This window comes from Massilia polaris, assembly GCF_012927275.1.
Classification (GTDB): domain Bacteria; phylum Pseudomonadota; class Gammaproteobacteria; order Burkholderiales; family Burkholderiaceae_D; genus Telluria_A; species Telluria_A polaris.
In genome coordinates, this window is record NZ_JABBGG010000007.1 from 229322 (window position 1) to 244821 (window position 15500).

General features: G+C 62.4%; 19 protein-coding genes, 1 tRNA gene and 1 riboswitch. Of the genes, 4 read left to right on the forward strand and 16 right to left on the reverse strand.

The window, feature by feature from the left end; all coding sequences use genetic code 11:
• Window positions 1-42 precede the first annotated feature (42 nt).
• The 16 genes from HHL21_RS14135 to HHL21_RS14210 all read right to left on the reverse strand — a co-directional run bounded on the left by HHL21_RS14135 (window position 43) and on the right by HHL21_RS14210 (window position 11792).
• Window positions 43-354, reverse strand: a complete 312-nt coding sequence (locus HHL21_RS14135) for a hypothetical protein (RefSeq protein WP_169466903.1) — start codon at window positions 352-354, stop codon at window positions 43-45.
• 318 nt (window positions 355-672) lie between these two features.
• Window positions 673-1590, reverse strand: a complete 918-nt coding sequence (locus HHL21_RS14140; protein WP_169466905.1) for an NAD(P)H-hydrate dehydratase — start codon at window positions 1588-1590, stop codon at window positions 673-675.
• Window positions 1591-1601: 11 nt separating this feature from the next.
• Window positions 1602-2333, reverse strand: a complete 732-nt coding sequence (locus tag HHL21_RS14145; protein ID WP_370659729.1) for a histidine phosphatase family protein — start codon at window positions 2331-2333, stop codon at window positions 1602-1604.
• A gap of 111 nt (window positions 2334-2444) precedes the next feature.
• Window positions 2445-3845 (reverse strand): L-cystine transporter, encoded by a 1401-nt coding sequence (locus HHL21_RS14150; RefSeq protein WP_169466909.1) that lies wholly within the window; start codon window positions 3843-3845, stop codon window positions 2445-2447.
• Window positions 3846-4057: 212 nt separating this feature from the next.
• Entirely contained in the window at window positions 4058-4306 is a 249-nt protein-coding gene (locus HHL21_RS14155; RefSeq protein WP_169466911.1) for a DUF3297 family protein, read from the reverse strand.
• An 89-nt stretch (window positions 4307-4395) separates the two neighbouring features.
• Entirely contained in the window at window positions 4396-4803 is a 408-nt protein-coding gene (locus HHL21_RS14160; RefSeq protein WP_169466914.1) for a GYD domain-containing protein, read from the reverse strand.
• A 182-nt stretch (window positions 4804-4985) separates the two neighbouring features.
• Window positions 4986-5402, reverse strand: coding sequence for a PaaI family thioesterase (locus HHL21_RS14165; RefSeq protein WP_169466916.1), 417 nt, complete (start codon window positions 5400-5402; stop codon window positions 4986-4988).
• Window positions 5403-5520: 118 nt separating this feature from the next.
• Window positions 5521-5596: transfer RNA gene (locus tag HHL21_RS14170), tRNA-Lys, on the reverse strand.
• A 72-nt stretch (window positions 5597-5668) separates the two neighbouring features.
• Entirely contained in the window at window positions 5669-6430 is a 762-nt protein-coding gene (ybgF, locus tag HHL21_RS14175) for a tol-pal system protein YbgF (protein ID WP_169466919.1), read from the reverse strand.
• A 142-nt stretch (window positions 6431-6572) separates the two neighbouring features.
• A complete protein-coding gene (gene pal, locus HHL21_RS14180; protein WP_169466922.1) occupies window positions 6573-7091 on the reverse strand; it encodes a peptidoglycan-associated lipoprotein Pal in 519 nt (172 codons plus the stop codon).
• A gap of 31 nt (window positions 7092-7122) precedes the next feature.
• Window positions 7123-8385 (reverse strand): Tol-Pal system beta propeller repeat protein TolB, encoded by a 1263-nt coding sequence (gene tolB, locus HHL21_RS14185; RefSeq protein WP_169466925.1) that lies wholly within the window; start codon window positions 8383-8385, stop codon window positions 7123-7125.
• A 38-nt stretch (window positions 8386-8423) separates the two neighbouring features.
• Complete coding sequence (gene tolA, locus HHL21_RS14190) at window positions 8424-9305, reverse strand: cell envelope integrity protein TolA (RefSeq protein ID WP_169466927.1); 882 nt, start codon at window positions 9303-9305, stop codon at window positions 8424-8426.
• Window positions 9306-9315: 10 nt separating this feature from the next.
• On the reverse strand, window positions 9316-9750 hold the full coding sequence (locus HHL21_RS14195; RefSeq protein WP_169466929.1) for a biopolymer transporter ExbD: 435 nt from the start codon (window positions 9748-9750) through the stop codon (window positions 9316-9318).
• Window positions 9751-9765: 15 nt separating this feature from the next.
• Window positions 9766-10449: a protein TolQ gene (gene tolQ, locus HHL21_RS14200; RefSeq protein WP_169466931.1), complete on the reverse strand. Its 684-nt coding sequence runs from the start codon at window positions 10447-10449 to the stop codon at window positions 9766-9768.
• A gap of 30 nt (window positions 10450-10479) precedes the next feature.
• Window positions 10480-10884, reverse strand: a complete 405-nt coding sequence (ybgC, locus tag HHL21_RS14205) for a tol-pal system-associated acyl-CoA thioesterase (RefSeq protein WP_169466933.1) — start codon at window positions 10882-10884, stop codon at window positions 10480-10482.
• A gap of 161 nt (window positions 10885-11045) precedes the next feature.
• Complete coding sequence (locus HHL21_RS14210) at window positions 11046-11792, reverse strand: SDR family NAD(P)-dependent oxidoreductase (protein ID WP_169466935.1); 747 nt, start codon at window positions 11790-11792, stop codon at window positions 11046-11048.
• 129 nt (window positions 11793-11921) lie between these two features.
• A riboswitch (ZMP/ZTP riboswitch) is annotated at window positions 11922-12031 on the forward strand.
• Window positions 12032-12128: 97 nt separating this feature from the next.
• Here HHL21_RS14210 and glyA point away from each other — a divergent pair.
• From glyA to HHL21_RS14230, 4 genes are all read left to right on the forward strand, one after another.
• The gene (gene glyA / locus HHL21_RS14215; protein WP_169466937.1) at window positions 12129-13376 is read left to right on the forward strand and encodes a serine hydroxymethyltransferase; all 1248 of its coding nucleotides are present in this window, start codon (window positions 12129-12131) and stop codon (window positions 13374-13376) included.
• A gap of 68 nt (window positions 13377-13444) precedes the next feature.
• Complete coding sequence (gene nrdR, locus HHL21_RS14220; protein WP_169466939.1) at window positions 13445-13912, forward strand: transcriptional regulator NrdR; 468 nt, start codon at window positions 13445-13447, stop codon at window positions 13910-13912.
• A gap of 82 nt (window positions 13913-13994) precedes the next feature.
• Window positions 13995-14558 (forward strand): type IV pilus modification protein PilV, encoded by a 564-nt coding sequence (gene pilV, locus HHL21_RS14225; protein ID WP_370659730.1) that lies wholly within the window; start codon window positions 13995-13997, stop codon window positions 14556-14558.
• Window positions 14555-15496, forward strand: a complete 942-nt coding sequence (locus tag HHL21_RS14230; RefSeq protein ID WP_169466941.1) for a PilW family protein — start codon at window positions 14555-14557, stop codon at window positions 15494-15496. Before pilV ends, HHL21_RS14230 begins: the two co-directional genes overlap by 4 nt.
• The last annotated feature ends 4 nt before the right edge of the window (window positions 15497-15500 follow it).

A 15500-nucleotide genomic window follows, 5' to 3' on the forward strand; every position in this document is an offset into this window, starting at 1 on the left:
ACAGAAAAATCGGGGTCTGACCGCTCCCGTGCGTCACCGGCTTTACTTGGTATCAGGCGGCGGCGTCGTGGTGGTCGTGGTGGTGCTTTCCGTGGTGCCAGTAGTGCCGTCGGCAGGCGGCGTGATCGTGGTGGTGGTGGTGCTCTCGGTAGTGGCCGGTGCTGGCGTCTCCATGGTCCCGGTTGCCGCATCGCCCGTGGTGCCACTGGTGCCCGACGTAGTGCTTGGCGTCGTGGTGGTCGTGGTCGTCGTATCGGTGGTGGTAGCAGGTTCGTCACGCTTGCAGGCGCTCAGCGACGTTGTTACCACGACGGCCGCCAGGAGGATCTTCGTTACATTCGAAAGTGATTTCATTGTTAACTCCTCGTTCACGTCAATTGAGTGTCGCCCGCGTTTCAAGAACTTGCGGAAACGTAGGAAACGCCATTCAGTCCCTCGGTTGAACCTGATATCGACCCGCGAAAGGGACTATCGGGGAACCGACGCAGCGAGACACGTGGCCCCGTTCAGTGCACGAATTCGACTGTAAAAATTAGACTTGGAAGCGTGTCGCCAGTTCGTCGAATTGTTTAAAACGCCTCCAATTCGAGATTCGCGCGGCTTTGATTTGATGCGGCGCAAACTTGTATCACCCGGTTAGCGTACGGATGGCAATATACTTCGCACTTTCCCTCATCCGCGGGCAATGCTCTCCATCAAGGCGGGAATTTCATCGGGAAGTTCGCGGGCCAGGTAGCCCAGCGTGCCCAGGCGTTCGGCCAGCTTGTCGCCGGCCCGGGCGTGCAGGGCAACGCCCCAGCATGCGGCTTGCTCGAGGGTGGCGCCGCGCGCAGCCAGCCCGGCAATGATGCCGGCCAGCGTGTCGCCCGACCCGGAAATCGCCAGTCCAATGTTGCCGCCCTCGTGCTGCCATATTGACCGGGCAGGCGAGGCGATCAGGGTGCGCGCACCCTTCAAGGCAACGACCGCGTTCCATTGTTCCGCCGCGCGCGCTGCGTGCATCTCCGGCTGGGCAAGGATCTCCTGTTTAGGCGTACCGGTCAGGTGCGCGATTTCACCGGCATGCGGCGTGACGACAACGGGCAGCTCGAAACGGAAGGGCCGCTGCTGGGGCGCGAGGTCGGGATTCAGGATGATGCCCATGGCGCAGGCGTCGAGCACGACGCTGGTGCCGTCGAGGCGTGGCAGCAGTGCGCGCACCAGTGCGGCCGTGGACGCTTCGTCCTGCATCCCCGGACCGATCAGCACCGCGTTGACCCGGTCCGCCAGCGGGTTCAGCTCCGCCGTCGCGTCGCGGGTGAAACCGCCGTCCTTGTTCTCGCGCAGGCCGATCACGCGCGCTTCAGGAATCGCCAGCGCCACCAGTTTGGCGACGCTCGCGCCGGTCGCGATGGTCAGTTTGCCGGCGCCCGCACGCAGTGCCGCGGTTGCGGCAAGGATCACCGCGCCGGGCATTTCGGCCGAGCCGCCCAGGATCAGGACGTGGCCGCGCGCTTCCTTGTCGCCGTCGGACGGTGTGGCCGGAAGGGCCCACGCGCGCAAGAAAGCGTCGTCGACAGTCGTCGGTGATGCGGGAGTTGCTTGTTTCATCGAGCGCCTTGCTACGCTTTTGGCGCAAATGGAATGTCTTTTTGAACCGTGATCGGCGTGCCGGTGTCGAGCAATGGCGCGACGAAGTTTGCCGTCTGCAGCACCAGCTTGCCGCGCTTGCCCAGTGTGCGGTCGAACGAGTAGGAGGTGGCCGAACAATTCGGCACGTCGCCGGCGCGGTCGATATCGAGGATCATGGCTTCGTCGAGCCGTTCGAACAGGTAGCGGAAGCAGTTCACCGTGACCTGGTGGCCGACGATCAGGACGCGTTCCTTGCAGTATTCGCGCGTGATGGTGTCGAGCACGCTGCGCAGGCGCAGGATCACGTCGCACCAGCTTTCGCCGCCGGGAGGGCGGAAGTAAAACTTGCCGACGTGATGGCGCTGCTCGTACAGCTCCGGGTATTTGTGCGAAATGCCGTGCGTGGTCAGGCGGTCGAGGATGCCGAATTCCTTTTCGCGCAGGCGTTCGTCGACCTGGACAGTCATCAGCTTGTCGCGGCCGATGGCGTGGATGATGATGCGGGCGGTTTCGGCTGCCCGGACGTAAGGCGAGTGCAGGACAACGTTCGGCCGCTTGTCGTCAGGCAGCGAGGAAAACCAGTCGCCGAGCGCGTGCGATTGCCGGACGCCGAGTTCCGACAGCGGCACATCGACGTCGCGCTCCGCGATGTCGATCAGGTGGCCGGCCGCCGCCTCGGCAGCATCGCGGGCAACGTTCCCCGAGCTTTGGCCATGCCTCACCAGCCAGATATCCTGAGGCCACTTTTGTTCCATTCCTGCCGCCTTGCCAATGTTGACATGGCGTTAATCATAGACGGATTCGGCGGTCCGTCAGCGCACGATAGGGCAGGGTCAGGCGACCTGTTCGTCCCTGTCGAGATTAAGTTCGGCGCCGCTGTTGAAGACGGCGAGGTCGGTCTGGCCCAGCACCCGGCTGGTCACGGCGCCTGCGGTAATCGACCCGCTCACATTCAGCGCGGTACGGCCCATGTCGATCAGCGGCTCGATCGAGATCAGCAGGCCGGCCAGCGCCACCGGCAGGTCCAGCGAGGACAGCACGATCAGCGCGGCGAAGGTGGCGCCGCCGCCGACGCCGGCCACGCCGACCGAGCCCACCGCGATGATGGCGAGCAGCGGGACGATGAACGACATGGTCCACGGGTCGATGCCGACGGTCGGCGCGATCATCACGGCCAACATGGCCGGATAGATGCCGGCACAGCCGTTCTGGCCGATCGTCGAGCCGAACGAGGCGGCAAAGTTGGCGATGCCTTCCGGCGTGCCGAGGCGCGCGGTCTGGGTCTGCACGCTCATCGGGATCGAGCCGGCGCTGGTGCGCGACGAGAAGGCGAACGCAAGGACCGGGAAGATCTTCTTCACGAAACGCACCGGGTTCAGTCCGACCGCCGAGATCAGCAGCAGGTGGACGCAGAACATCAGGATCAGGGCGCTGTACGATGCCGCGACGAAGCTGATCAGTTTGGCGATGTCGTCAGGATTGGAGCCCGCCACAACCTTTGTCATCAGCGCGAAGACGCCAAACGGCGTGAGGCGCAGGACCAGCGTCACCATCCGCATGACGATCACATGGGCGACCTTGATGAAGTGGCTGAAGGAATCGAAGATTTCGGGCATCTTTTTGGCGATGCCCGTGGCCGAGATGCCGATCAAGATCGAGAACAGCACGACGGCAATGGTCGAGGTCTTGCGGGCGCCGGTCATATCCAGGAAGGGATTTTCCGGGATGAAGGACAGGATCATGCTGGGCAGCGAAATTTCCTGTGCCGCGCCGAGCTTGCCCTGCATGTATTCGCCACGCGCGACTTCGGCTGCGGTGGACGTCAGGCCGACCGCGGTCAAGCCGAACAGCTTGGCCATCAGGATGCCGATGGCGGCCGCGACGATGGTTGTCGCGATCAGGATGCCGATGGTCAGCGCGCTGATCTTGCCGAGCGAGGAAGCATCCCGCAGCTTGAGGATGGCCGAGATGATCGACACCATGATCAGCGGCATGATGATCATTTTCAGCAGGCTGACATAGCCGGTGCCGACGATGTCGAGGTAGGCGTTGGTGTCGGTGACGACCGGGGATGCGGTGCCGTACAGCAGCTGGAACGCGGCGCCGAGCAGGATGCCCAGGCCCATGCCCGTGAACACCCGCTTGGTGAACGAAGCGTGGGCGGCTTGCATGCGGTACAGCAGGAAGCAGATGGCTAGCGCGACAGAGAGGTTCAGGATTAGCAGGGGGGTCATGTGGTCCTTTTGTAGGGCAGGCACAAGACGAGTATGCCTGCAGCTTTACTGCTGGCATATTCTAAATCTAAACTTGCAAGGGTGCATGTCGAGGCGTCGATCGGACCCGGGAGCGGGGGGAGGGGGGCTGCGCGGCGGTGCGGGCGCCACGTCCATGGCAGCCGGGTGGCCGGCCTGCGATGGACGCGATATAGCGGCGTCAGGCGAAGTAATTATTTGTAGAACGCTTCGACCTTGCCTTTTAGCTTGATCAGCATCGACTTGCCTTTGCGATCCAGGGTCTTGCCGGCAGCGACTTTAATCCAGCCCTCGCTGATGCAATATTCCTCGACATCCGTACGTTCTTTGTCGTTAATGCGGATGCCGATGTCGTGTTGGAACACGTCACGGTTGTGGTAAGGACTGCTCGGGTCAATCGACAGGCGGTCGGGAAGAGGGGGGAGTGTGGTGGTATCGTTCATGGGCAAGGATTATCCACCAGAAGTGCGACGATGACAACGCCAGTTCATCGCCGCTGCCCCGGTGCCGGTGCCATGCTGTGCTGGTTGGCTCATGTTGATTTGCCCTTGCTGCCGCCCGGCGGTCCTTGCACAAGGTGTCCTCCTTCGCCTTCCCACTTCGCCACTTCGGCTTGCTCCTCGTAGCCGGGTGGCCGGTAGACACTGGTCCTCTGCACTGCCTCGTCGATATCCGTGGGGGTGAGCAGGACAGTCGTTTTGCACGTGGTCACGCCGGCAGCGTTGACCCTGATGGCGAGCGCCGCGGCAGCGGCGTTGTCGGGAAGATCGCCAATGATGAAGACGTCCTGGTCACCGAAGGCGTAATAAAAAGCTTCAACAGCCCCGCCCAGGGACTTGAATAACTCATCAACCGCGCCACGGCGCCGGGTTCCGCCTTCCTTGATCAGGCCGTTCAGGCCTTCGCTGAGATAGCTGGCTTCAAATAGAAATTTTGGCATTTCAATCTCCTTCCAGTGGGCAATGTCTAACGGGGACATCACCCTGATCGGTGAGGGCATGCCCGATAGTGAGTATGCACCTCAATTTTGAGATTGGAGCCAGCGTGGGGTGCGGTGTTGTGCGTTTGGCGGTGAAGCCGCGTTCACGGGTTGCGGGCGGGGCCGGCTGCCGTCGTGCAAGTTCAGGTGCGGACGGTGACGATTGTCGCCTGCATGATCGCAACCAGTTTGGAGCCGCTCCCGGTGAAGGCGTGGACTTCGCCTGTGCAGACCGTCAGGAGCTTGCCCGAACTTTGCACTTTGCCGATGGCCACAAAGCGTACACCGATCGCGGGCCGAACGAAATTGACCTTGAATTCGGCGGTGACGACCTCGGCGCCTGCCGGGGCTTTGGTCAACGCTGCATAGCCGCAGGCATTGTCGACGATGCTGGTGATGGCGCCGGCGTGGATGTAGCCGTGCTGCTGCGAAAGCTGGGCAGAGAAGGGAAGCGCGATGTGGACTTCGCCGTCTTCGACCGAGACAAGCTCTGCGCCTAGCGTTGTCATCAGGCCCTGGAGTTTGAAACTGGCGGCGATGCGGTCGTGAAGTTCACTCATGGTGCTAAACCTTCGTCGTTGGTTTGTTGACTGTGGTGGCAACCCCTTGCGTCGACCACCAAAAACAAAAAAGCAGTTACGATTTCTCGTAACTGCTTCATTGCTTACTGCGCATTCGTGGTAGGCCGTGCGGGATTCGAACCTGCGACCAACGGATTAAAAGTCCGCTGCTCTACCAGCTGAGCTAACGACCCGAAAGAAGCAAGATTATAGGGGCCCCTGGCGATCCTGTCAAATGCAGGAAACCACAAACTCCCCATTTTTTCTTACTTCAGTGCAGCTAAACGGCTCTTGGCGGTCTGCGCGGCAGGGGAGCCAGGATACTTCGATACCAGCGCCTGCAGCGCCTTTTTGGCGTTCTTGGTGTCGTTCAGCTCGATGTAGTTGCTGGCGATGTTGAGCATCGCGTCAGGCGCCTTGGCGCTGGCCTTGTAGGTCGCGGCGACCACCTGTTGCGCTGCGATCGCCTTCTTGTAGTCGCGCAACGCGTAGTAGGCGGTGCCGAGCGAGTACTGGGCGTTGGCGGCGTAAGCCGACTCTGGATGGCGGCGTACGAACTCCGACAACGCGGCTGCGGCGCCCTTGTAGTCGCCACCGGTGAGCAGCGCCAGTGCGGCTTCGTAATCCTGCTGTTCGGTCGGCGCGACCGCGGCTTGCTCGCCGTCGATGGTGACCTGGCGCGGCTCGAGCTTCTTGATACGCGCGTCGATGTCGGCGTACAGGTCCTTCTGGTTTTTCTGGATGTTGGCCAGTTCGTTGGCCAGCACTTCAATCTGTCCGCGCAGGCGGGCGATTTCCTGCAGCGTTTGTTCGTGGCGGTTCAGGCTTTCGAGCGCGGCGGTCTTGTCGGACTTGGTCTCGAGGCGGGCGTTAACGTCGCGGGCCAGGTTGTCGACCTTGGTGCGCAGTTCGAGGATGGCGCGGCGCGCTTCATCGTCGTCGAGCAGGCCGGCCGACGCTTGCAGCGGCAGCAGGGCGGCGAACACGAGGCCGGCGGCGGCCAGGCGGGATTTGGAAAATGTAATCATGATCGTGACTCTTTCAAAAACCGGGTGTCGAATCTGTACTGCTTGCTTGGCAAGGGCAGGGTTCTGCCGCTTGCGCCGGGCCCTACAATAACACGGGGCGCAAGCGCCCCGTTGTGTATCTCTACGGTACCGCGGTCAGATATTAATAGACGATGTCTGAACGACGGTTTTCCGACCATGCCGCTTCGGTCGAACCGCTTGCTTTTGGCTTTTCTTCGCCCAGCGATACGGCTTCCATCTGCGACTCGGCTACGCCCAGTGCTGCCATCGACTTGCGAACAGCTTCAGCACGCTTCTGGCCCAGCGCCAGGTTGTACTCGGTGCCGCCGCGTTCGTCGGTGTTACCCTGGATCAGGATCTTGCGTTCCTTGTTCTTGTTCAGGTAGCCGGAGTGGTTCTGGACAATTGGCTGGCCGTCTTCACGCACAACGTAGCTGTCGTAGTCGAAGTAAACGCTACGGTTTGCCAGAACGCCTTTTGGGTCGTTCAGTGGGTCAACCGAGCCGGTCTCGACTGGACGAACGTCACGGGTGTCGGTCACTGGCGCTGCTTCTGGTGCGCGCTCGACGACTGGAGCGTCGTTCAGTTTGACTGGCGAGCTGCAAGCTGCGAGCAGGGCGGCGCTCGTGATGATGAAGGCTACGCTTTTAATATTGCGCATGATTTTTCTCCTGATCGGGGGGGGTTAAAAATTACTTCATGAAGGGACCCCAGTTGGGCTCCCTGATGTTTCCTGCTTGGGTTGTTAAGCGCTGCTTGACGCGTCCATCGACCGAGACCACGGCGAGTGACGTGCGTCCCCCTCCCTTGGTCGCATACATGATGTACTTGCCGTTTGGCGAAAAACTCGGTTCAGTGGCCGACTCGGCCAGGCGGATTTCCTGGCCGCTGGCCAGGTCCATGGCATACAACGAGAAGCCGTTACGCTGCGAGACCCAGGCCAGCGTCTTGCCGTCCGAGGAAACGCGCGGGCTGATGTTGTAGCTGCCGTTAAAGGTGACACGCGATGCGGCGCCGCCATTGGCGCTCATGCGATAGATCTGCGGGCCGCCGCTGCGGTCGCTCGTGAAGTAGATTTGCTGGCCGTCAGCCGACCATTGCGGCTCGGTGTCGATGCCGTTGCTGTTCGACAGGCGGCGCAGTCCGCCACCGTCGGCGTTGACGCTGTACACCTGGGTATGGCCGTCCTTGGACAGCGACACCGCCAGCTTGGAGCCGTCGGGCGACCACGATGGGGCCGAGTTGCTGCCTTTTTCGTTGACCACGATCTTGCGGCCGCCGGTGACGAGGTTCTGCACGTAGATGACCGGCTTGCGTTTCTCGAACGATACGTAGGCGACCTTGGTGCCGTCCGGCGACCACGACGGCGAGATGATCGGTTCGTTCGAGCGCACGGCGACCTGCACGCCTTCGCCATCGGCGTCGGCGATTTCAAGGCGGTAGTCCTTGGCGGAGCGGTTCTCGTTGACGTAGGCGATGCGGGTCGCGAAGGCGCCGCGGGTGCCGGTCATTTTTTCGTAGATGTCGTCGGCGATCTTGTGGGCCGCCAGGCGCGCGTAACGCGGCGTCGGGGTCTGGCCGAGGGTCGACAGTTCCGACGACTTGATGGTGTCGAGCAGTTTGTAGCGGACGTTGAAGCTGCCGTTGGCGAGCTTCTGCACGCTGCCGACCACGACGGCGTCGGCGCCGCGCGATTTCCACTGGCCGTAGTCGATCGGCGAGGTGTCCGACAGCACGGTGCCGGCATCGATTACCTTGAACACGCCGCTGCGCTCGAGGTCGGCCTTGATGATGGCCGACATTTGCGCCGGCGCGACGCCTTCGTCGGCGAACGTGGCGACGGCGATAGGGATCTGGCCGCTGCTGACGCCGGCGATCTCAACTTTGAGCTGGGCATTCGCGCTGGCACCGACAACGACGGCGGCGCTGAAAAACAGGTAACTGATTTTTTTCATGGTTCCGTTCTATCCAGGTTCGTGGTTCCGACAAAGCCTCAGTCGAGGTCCTTCATCGAGAATCCGATTTCAAGTGTTCGCTCTACCGTACCATCTTTCTTCTTTGGCAGTGGTGACGATTTGATAATGCCTTTTTCAACGGCATCGTCAAACGAAGGCACGCCACTGCTCTTGATCTTGCGTGCGGAGATGATCTCGCCGGTCGGCAGTTGCTCGACCTTGAAGACCGCGCGCGGGTTGCCCGGCACATCGGTACTGCCCAGGAAAGTCGTGTTGCTCTTGACCTTCGCCGTGATGCTGGCGGTGTAGCCGCTGTCGATGCGCGGGGCGGTCGACTTGGCGGCGGTGCCGCTGGTGCCCATCCCGGCGATGCTGCGCATGTCGGCTTCGCGAATTTCTTTACGAAGTTTTTCAGCTGCGACTTTCGCTTTTTTATCCGCCTCTTCCTTTTTCTTCTTGTCTGCCAGTTCCTGCTTCTTCTTGTCGTCTTCTTCCAGCTTGCGGGCCTTCTCGTCGGCGAGCTTTTTCTCGGCCGCTTCCTTTTCCTTGCGTTCCTTCAGTTCCTTGGCGCGAAGGATCGCCTTTTCGAGCGCGATATCGGGCGGCTTCGGCGTTGCTTCCACTTCCGGCGGTCGTTCGACCGGTTGCGGCGGCTCCGGCTCGACCTTCGGTTCCGGCGCAGGTTCCGGCGCAGGTTCCGGCGCAGGTTCCGGCGGCGGGGCGGCCGACTGTACCTTCATGTTCCACACTTCCGCCTCGACCGCGACCGGCGGAGTGCTCTGCCAGCTCACGCCCGCCCACAGGAACAGCAGCAGGCCGGCATGCACCAGTGCCGCGAGGGTTAGCGCACCCCAGCGGCTTGGTTCCGGTGGCAGCCGGTATGGCGTGCTGTCGAGGGCAGCAGGGTTTATCGTGGACATTGTTGCTTCATCACTTAGTCGCGAGCCCGACCCGGTCGATGCCCATTTTCTTGGCTTCGGAAATCAGCTGGATCACGTCGTCGTACTTGCTCTCGCGGTCGCCCGAGATCATGACAGGGTAGTCCGGATTCTCCTCATGCAGCGCGCGCAGGCGGCGCAGGACGGCGGCGCGGTCAGGCGCCTGTTCCGCCGCGACCGGGTTCCTGCCGTTGACGCCGATGCTCAGGCTGGTGTCGGGTTTGAGCACGATCTGGATGTAATCGTCCGGCGGCGCGGCGGATCGCTCGGCGCTTGGCAGGTTGATCACGTTCGGATCGTTGGTCTGCGGCACCGCCATGAAAATGATCAGCAACACCAGCATCACGTCGATGTAAGGAACGACGTTGATTTCCGACTTGAACTTGCGTCCGCGTCCGCCGCGCAGGCTGCTGGAGAATGAAGCCATGGTCTGCCTCTTCGCTTAACGGGACTGGCGTTGCAGGATGTTCGAGAACTCTTCAACGAAGCTCTCGAAACGGATCGCAAGGCGGTCGATGTCGTGGGTGAAGCGGTTGTAGGCGACGACCGCAGGGATCGCGGCGAACAGGCCGATGGCGGTGGCGATCAGCGCTTCGGCGATGCCGGGGGCGACAGTGGCGAGGGTTGCCTGCTGCACGCTGGCCAGGCCGCGGAACGCGTTCATGATGCCCCACACGGTGCCGAGCAGGCCGATGTACGGCGACACCGAACCGACCGACGCCAGGAAGTTCAGGTGCGAGTCGAGGCCGTCGATTTCACGCTGGAACGCGGCGCGCATGGCGCGGCGGGCGCCATCGAGCACTGCGCCGACGTCGAGCGACTCGCGCGATGCGGCCTTGCCTTTGACGAACTCGCCCATGCCGGCTTCGAAGATGCGGGCCAGCGCGCCGCTCTGGTCGCGGTTGCTGCTGGCGCTCTGGTGCAGGGTGTGCAGGTTGCCGCCGGCCCAGAAGCTGCGTTCGAACTGCTCGGTCTGGCGGCGGGCCGCGCGGATCGCGAACATTTTGCGGAAGATATAAGTCCAGCTAACGAGCGAGAGGCCCAGCAGCAACGCCATGATCAGCTGCACAATCAGGTGCGCATTGCTGATCAGCGCGAGGAAGGAAAGGTCTTGGGCTGGATTCATTGGATAAGTGTCTTGTGTATGTGTAATGGGTCAGGCGGCACGCATTTTAGCAGCCGTAGCGTCCGGCAGCGAGCGCGGACGCAAGGTGGCGGCATCGACGCAGCCCACTTTGACGCTGGCCGAGGTCAGCAGCGTGTCGCCGCACCAGGCCTGCTGGACGAAACTGACCGACGCGCGGCCCAGTTTTTCGATGCTCAGCGTTAAGTTTAGTACATCATCGAGTCTGGCTGGCGCGTGATAGTCCACGCTGGCGCTCTTGACGACGAACATGGCCCCATCCTGATTCAGCAAATCCTGCTGCGACACGCCCGCCGCGCGCAGCCACTCAGTGCGCGCGCGCTCGAAAAACTTCAGGTAATTGGCGTAGAAAACAATGCCGCCGGCGTCCGTGTCTTCGTAGTACACCCGGACGGTCCAGGTAAATGCTGAGGGCATTTCAGTTGTCATAAGTGAATTTGGGCAACATTTTAGCCTATTTATCAGGCGTTATGTACTAAAGCGTACACATATCACCTTCGGGGTCCGTCCCCGGGGACAGACCCCGGGGACGGACCCCGATGGAGGCGCCATGGAATTGCTTTGGACGCCGGAAGGATTTAGCTGCGCTTGATGTTGAACGGCGCGAATCCCTGGCAGGTCGGCATCAGTTCGATGCTGTTGACGTTGATGTGCGGCGGCAGCGTGGCGATCCAGTACGCGGTCGCGGCAATATCGGCTGCGGTCAGCGGCGTCGTGCCTTCGTAGACTTTGGCCGCGGCGGCGTCGTCGCCCTTGAAGCGGACGTTCGAGAACTCGGTGCCGCCGCACAGGCCGGGCGCGAGGTTGGTCGCGCGTACGCCCGTGCCGGCCAGGTCGGCGCGCAGGTTCAGCGTGAATTGCTCGACGAAGGCCTTGGTCGCGCCGTAGACGTTGCCGCCCGGGTAAGGGTAGTGGCCGGCCACCGAGCCAAGATTGATGACCAGGCCGCTGCCGCGCTCGACCATGGCCGGGAGCAGCGCGCGCGTCAGGCGAACCAGGCCGGTGCAGTTGGTGCCGATCATGGTTTCCCAGTCTTCCAGCGGCGCTTCATGCGCAGGCTTGGTGCCGAGCGCGAGCCCGGCGTTGTTGATCAGGACGTCGACCTGGCGCCACGATTGCGGCAGCAGCGCCAGCGCATCGGCGATCGATGCCGGGTCGGTGACGTCGAGCTCGATCGGCAGGGCGGCTTCTCCCAGTTCGGCGGCCAGCGCTTTGAGCCGGTCGGTGCGTCGCGCGCTGATCACAACCTGATGGCCGTTTTTAACGAAGATTCGCGCCATTTCGGCGCCGAAGCCGGAGGAGGCGCCAGTGATAAATACGATCATGATGAGTGTCCTGAAGGGAGGTGAGCTGCTTCGATTGTAGCCGAACTGGCTATATAAGCTTGAATCCCCCTTGTTTGCGTTGCCATTCCTTGCCCTAATCAACGACTTAACTTACAATTTGGCCTCCATTTCGTCTCACATGACTGGCGAAAAACCGCGGCATCCCGTGCCGGTCGGTGAAAGGTGGGCATCCACCGGGGAATGTGAGATTTCATTAGCCGTTCGCCTGGGCAGCCCGCGATGGAAGCGCGCGACGAGGCTGCCTGCCGTTTTCCGGCCCCTCATTCGATCCAAAATCAGCCAGGTGCCACGCACCGTTATCGATTGGAGTTTCTCATGTTTGCTAAAGATCACACGCTCGCCAATGTCGACCCGGATTTGTGGGACGCTATCCAGAAGGAAAACACCCGCCAGCAGGATCACATCGAGCTGATCGCGTCGGAGAACTACACCTCGCCAGCCGTGATGCAGGCGCAGGGTTCGCAGTTGACCAACAAGTATGCTGAAGGTTATCCAGGCAAGCGCTACTACGGCGGTTGCGAGTACGTCGACGTCGTCGAGCAACTGGCGATCGACCGCGTCAAGCAGCTGTTCGGCGCGGATGCGGCCAACGTGCAGCCGAACTCCGGTTCGCAGGCCAACCAGGGCGTGTTCTTCGCGATGCTCAAGCCAGGCGACACCATCATGGGCATGTCGCTGGCTGAAGGCGGCCACCTGACCCACGGCATGGCGCTGAACATGTCGGGCAAGTGGTTCAACGTGGTTTCCTACGGCCTGACCGAAAAAGAAGACATCGATTACGACGCCATGGAGCGCCTGGCGCACGAGCACAAGCCGAAGATGATCATCGCGGGGGCATCGGCATTCTCGCTGAAGATCGATTTCGAGCGCTTCGCCAAGGTCGCCAAGGCTGTCGGCGCGTACTTCATGGTCGACATGGCGCACTATGCCGGCCTGATCGCGGCCGGCCTGTATCCGAACCCGGTCCCTCACGCCGACTTCGTCACGTCGACCACGCACAAGTCGCTGCGCGGCCCGCGCGGCGGCATCATCCTGATGAAGGCGGAGCATGAGAAGGCGATCAACTCGGCCATCTTCCCAGGCATCCAGGGCGGTCCGCTGATGCACGTCATCGCCGGCAAGGCAGTGGCGTTCAAGGAAGCGCTGACGCCTGAATTCGTCGCGTACCAGAAGCAGGTCGTGAAGAACGCCGACGCACTGGCCAAGGCGCTGATCGCGCGTGGCCTGCGCATCGTATCGGGCGGCACCGAGTCGCACGTGATGCTGGTCGACCTGCGCGCCAAGGGCCTGACCGGCAAGGAAGCCGAGGCCCTGCTCGGCGCCGCGCACATGACCTGCAACAAGAACGGCATCCCGAACGATCCGCAGAAGCCGTTCGTCACCTCGGGCATCCGCCTGGGCAGCCCGGCGTTCACCACGCGCGGCTTCAACGAAGAAGATGCGACCACCGTCGGCAACCTGATCGCCGACATCCTCGACAGCCCGAACGATGCCGACGTCACTGAACGGGTCAAGAAGGAAGTCAAGAAGCTGACCGACAAGTACCCGGTCTACGCTGCGTAATAGTTGTAATTGCCGGGCCTGCGATTTTCGAAGGCCCGGCCCCAATTGAGTAGTCCACGGCGGCCCACATGAAATGTCCGTTCTGTCAGCATGAAGACACCCAGGTCCTCGATACGCGCGTATCGGAGGAGGGCGACGCCATCCGCCGGCGCCGTAAATGCGGAAAATGCGATAAACGATTTACCACGTATGAGCGGATCGAGCTGTCGATGCCGATCATCGTCAAGAAGAACGGCAGCCGCACCGAGTTCTCGTCGGCCAAGCTGCGCGGCAGCCTGATGCTCGCCTTGCGCAAGCGGCCGGTGTCGGCCGAAGCCATCGACACCGCCGTCGCCACCATCGAAGAGAAGCTCCTGACCAGCGGCCGCCGCGAAGTCGACAGCGTCTACGTCGGCGAACTGGTGATGCAGGAGCTTAAGCGCCTCGACAAGATCGCCTACATCCGCTTCGCATCGGTCTACAAGAACTTCGAAGACCTGGCCGAGTTCCAGGACGCCATCGCCGAAGTCGGCCACGAGCGCAAGCCGCGCAAGTAGTTCCCCCCACACAGTTGAGGTAACTCAGGCGTGGCATTGCCCCGCCTGATAACTTGGGCCTTCATCGATATGGAGGTGCCGGGTGCGTCTACGTTCCGTCAGCGGCTTTACGCTCATCGAAGTGCTGGTGGCCGCGTTCGTGCTCGCCGTAGGCGTGATGGGCGCGCTGGCCGCGCAGACGGTCGCGCTGCGCACGCGCCAGGAGTCCGCGCTGATGTCCCGCGGCGTTCAGCTGGCTTCCGCGTTCGCCGACCGCATGCGCGCAAATACGGCGCAAATGCGCGTGCCAGACGACGCCAATCCCTATCTCCAGATCCGCTACACCGCCGCCAGTGACGGTGCGCCAGGCCCGCCGGCGCAGCCGTGCCACTCTGGCGCGGCATGCGACAGCGCCGCGATGGCGTCCTTCGACATTTATGAACTTCAGCGCGAGCTGCACTCTTCGTTTCCTGCGGCACGCGTCTCCGTGTGCCGCGACGCGGTGATGTGGAGCCAGGCAGACGGCAGCCTGTCATGGGACTGCAGCGGCGCGGCGTCCGATCCCGTCGTCATCAAGCTTGGCTGGCGCCTTCGGCCTTCCCGCGATGGCGTGACAGCGACGATAGCGCCGATCGTCGCCATCGTCGTATCCGGGGATCCCGCATGACGCCGGTGCGCCAGCTCGGCCTGACGATGGTTGAGCTGATGGTCGCGCTCACGGTCGGCTTGCTGGTGCTGCTCCTGGCGGCAGGGATGCTGATCTCCGCCAACCGCGGCCACGCTGCGCAGGAAGATGCCGCGCGGCTGGACGACAGCGGTCGCTTTGCGCTCGAAACGATCGCGCGCGCGGTGCGGCAGACTGCCTACGTCAACTGGGACCGCGCCGATGCCGGCATCGCATACGATCCCACCGCACCGGCGCGGGTGGTTGGCCTGGACAACCGCTCGCTGGTCAAGACCGCCGATTTCATCTCCGATCCACGGCCCGATGTGGCCAACGGCAGCGACGTGCTGGCATTGCGCTTCGCGGGCGCTGGCCCAGGGCCGGACGGCGATGCCAGCATGACCAGTTGCGCCGGGTTCGGCGTCAGCGAGCTTGAGGAAGGCTGGAGCATTTTTTATGTTGGCCGCAGCGCTACCGGTGACACTGAGCTGCGCTGCAAATATCGCGGCTCCTCCAGTTGGGGTGCCGATGCCATCGTCGGGGGCGTCGATTCGTTCCAGGTGCTGTACGGACTCGATACCGACGTGCCAGCCGACGGTCTCGCCAACCTGTTCATCAACGCCACTGTCGTTGAAGCGCTTGACGATGGCCTGGCGCTCGAAGGCGCCAACGAGGCGGAACTTGAGCTTGACCTGCGCCGCAAGACGCACTGGAAGCGCGTCGCCAGCATCAAGGTCGGCCTGGTGCTGCACGGCGCGAAGCGCGTGCGTTTCAATGCGCAACCGATTGTCTTCGACGTGTTCGGTCCGGTCTACGCCGACGCGCTTGGCGACGACGACCCGGGCACGCGCATCGGCGAGAGCGACATGCCAGGCTCGCTCCGCGAACGTGAACGACGCTTGTTTTCGTCGACGATCATGCTGCGCAATCCGCCCAGGTGAGGGT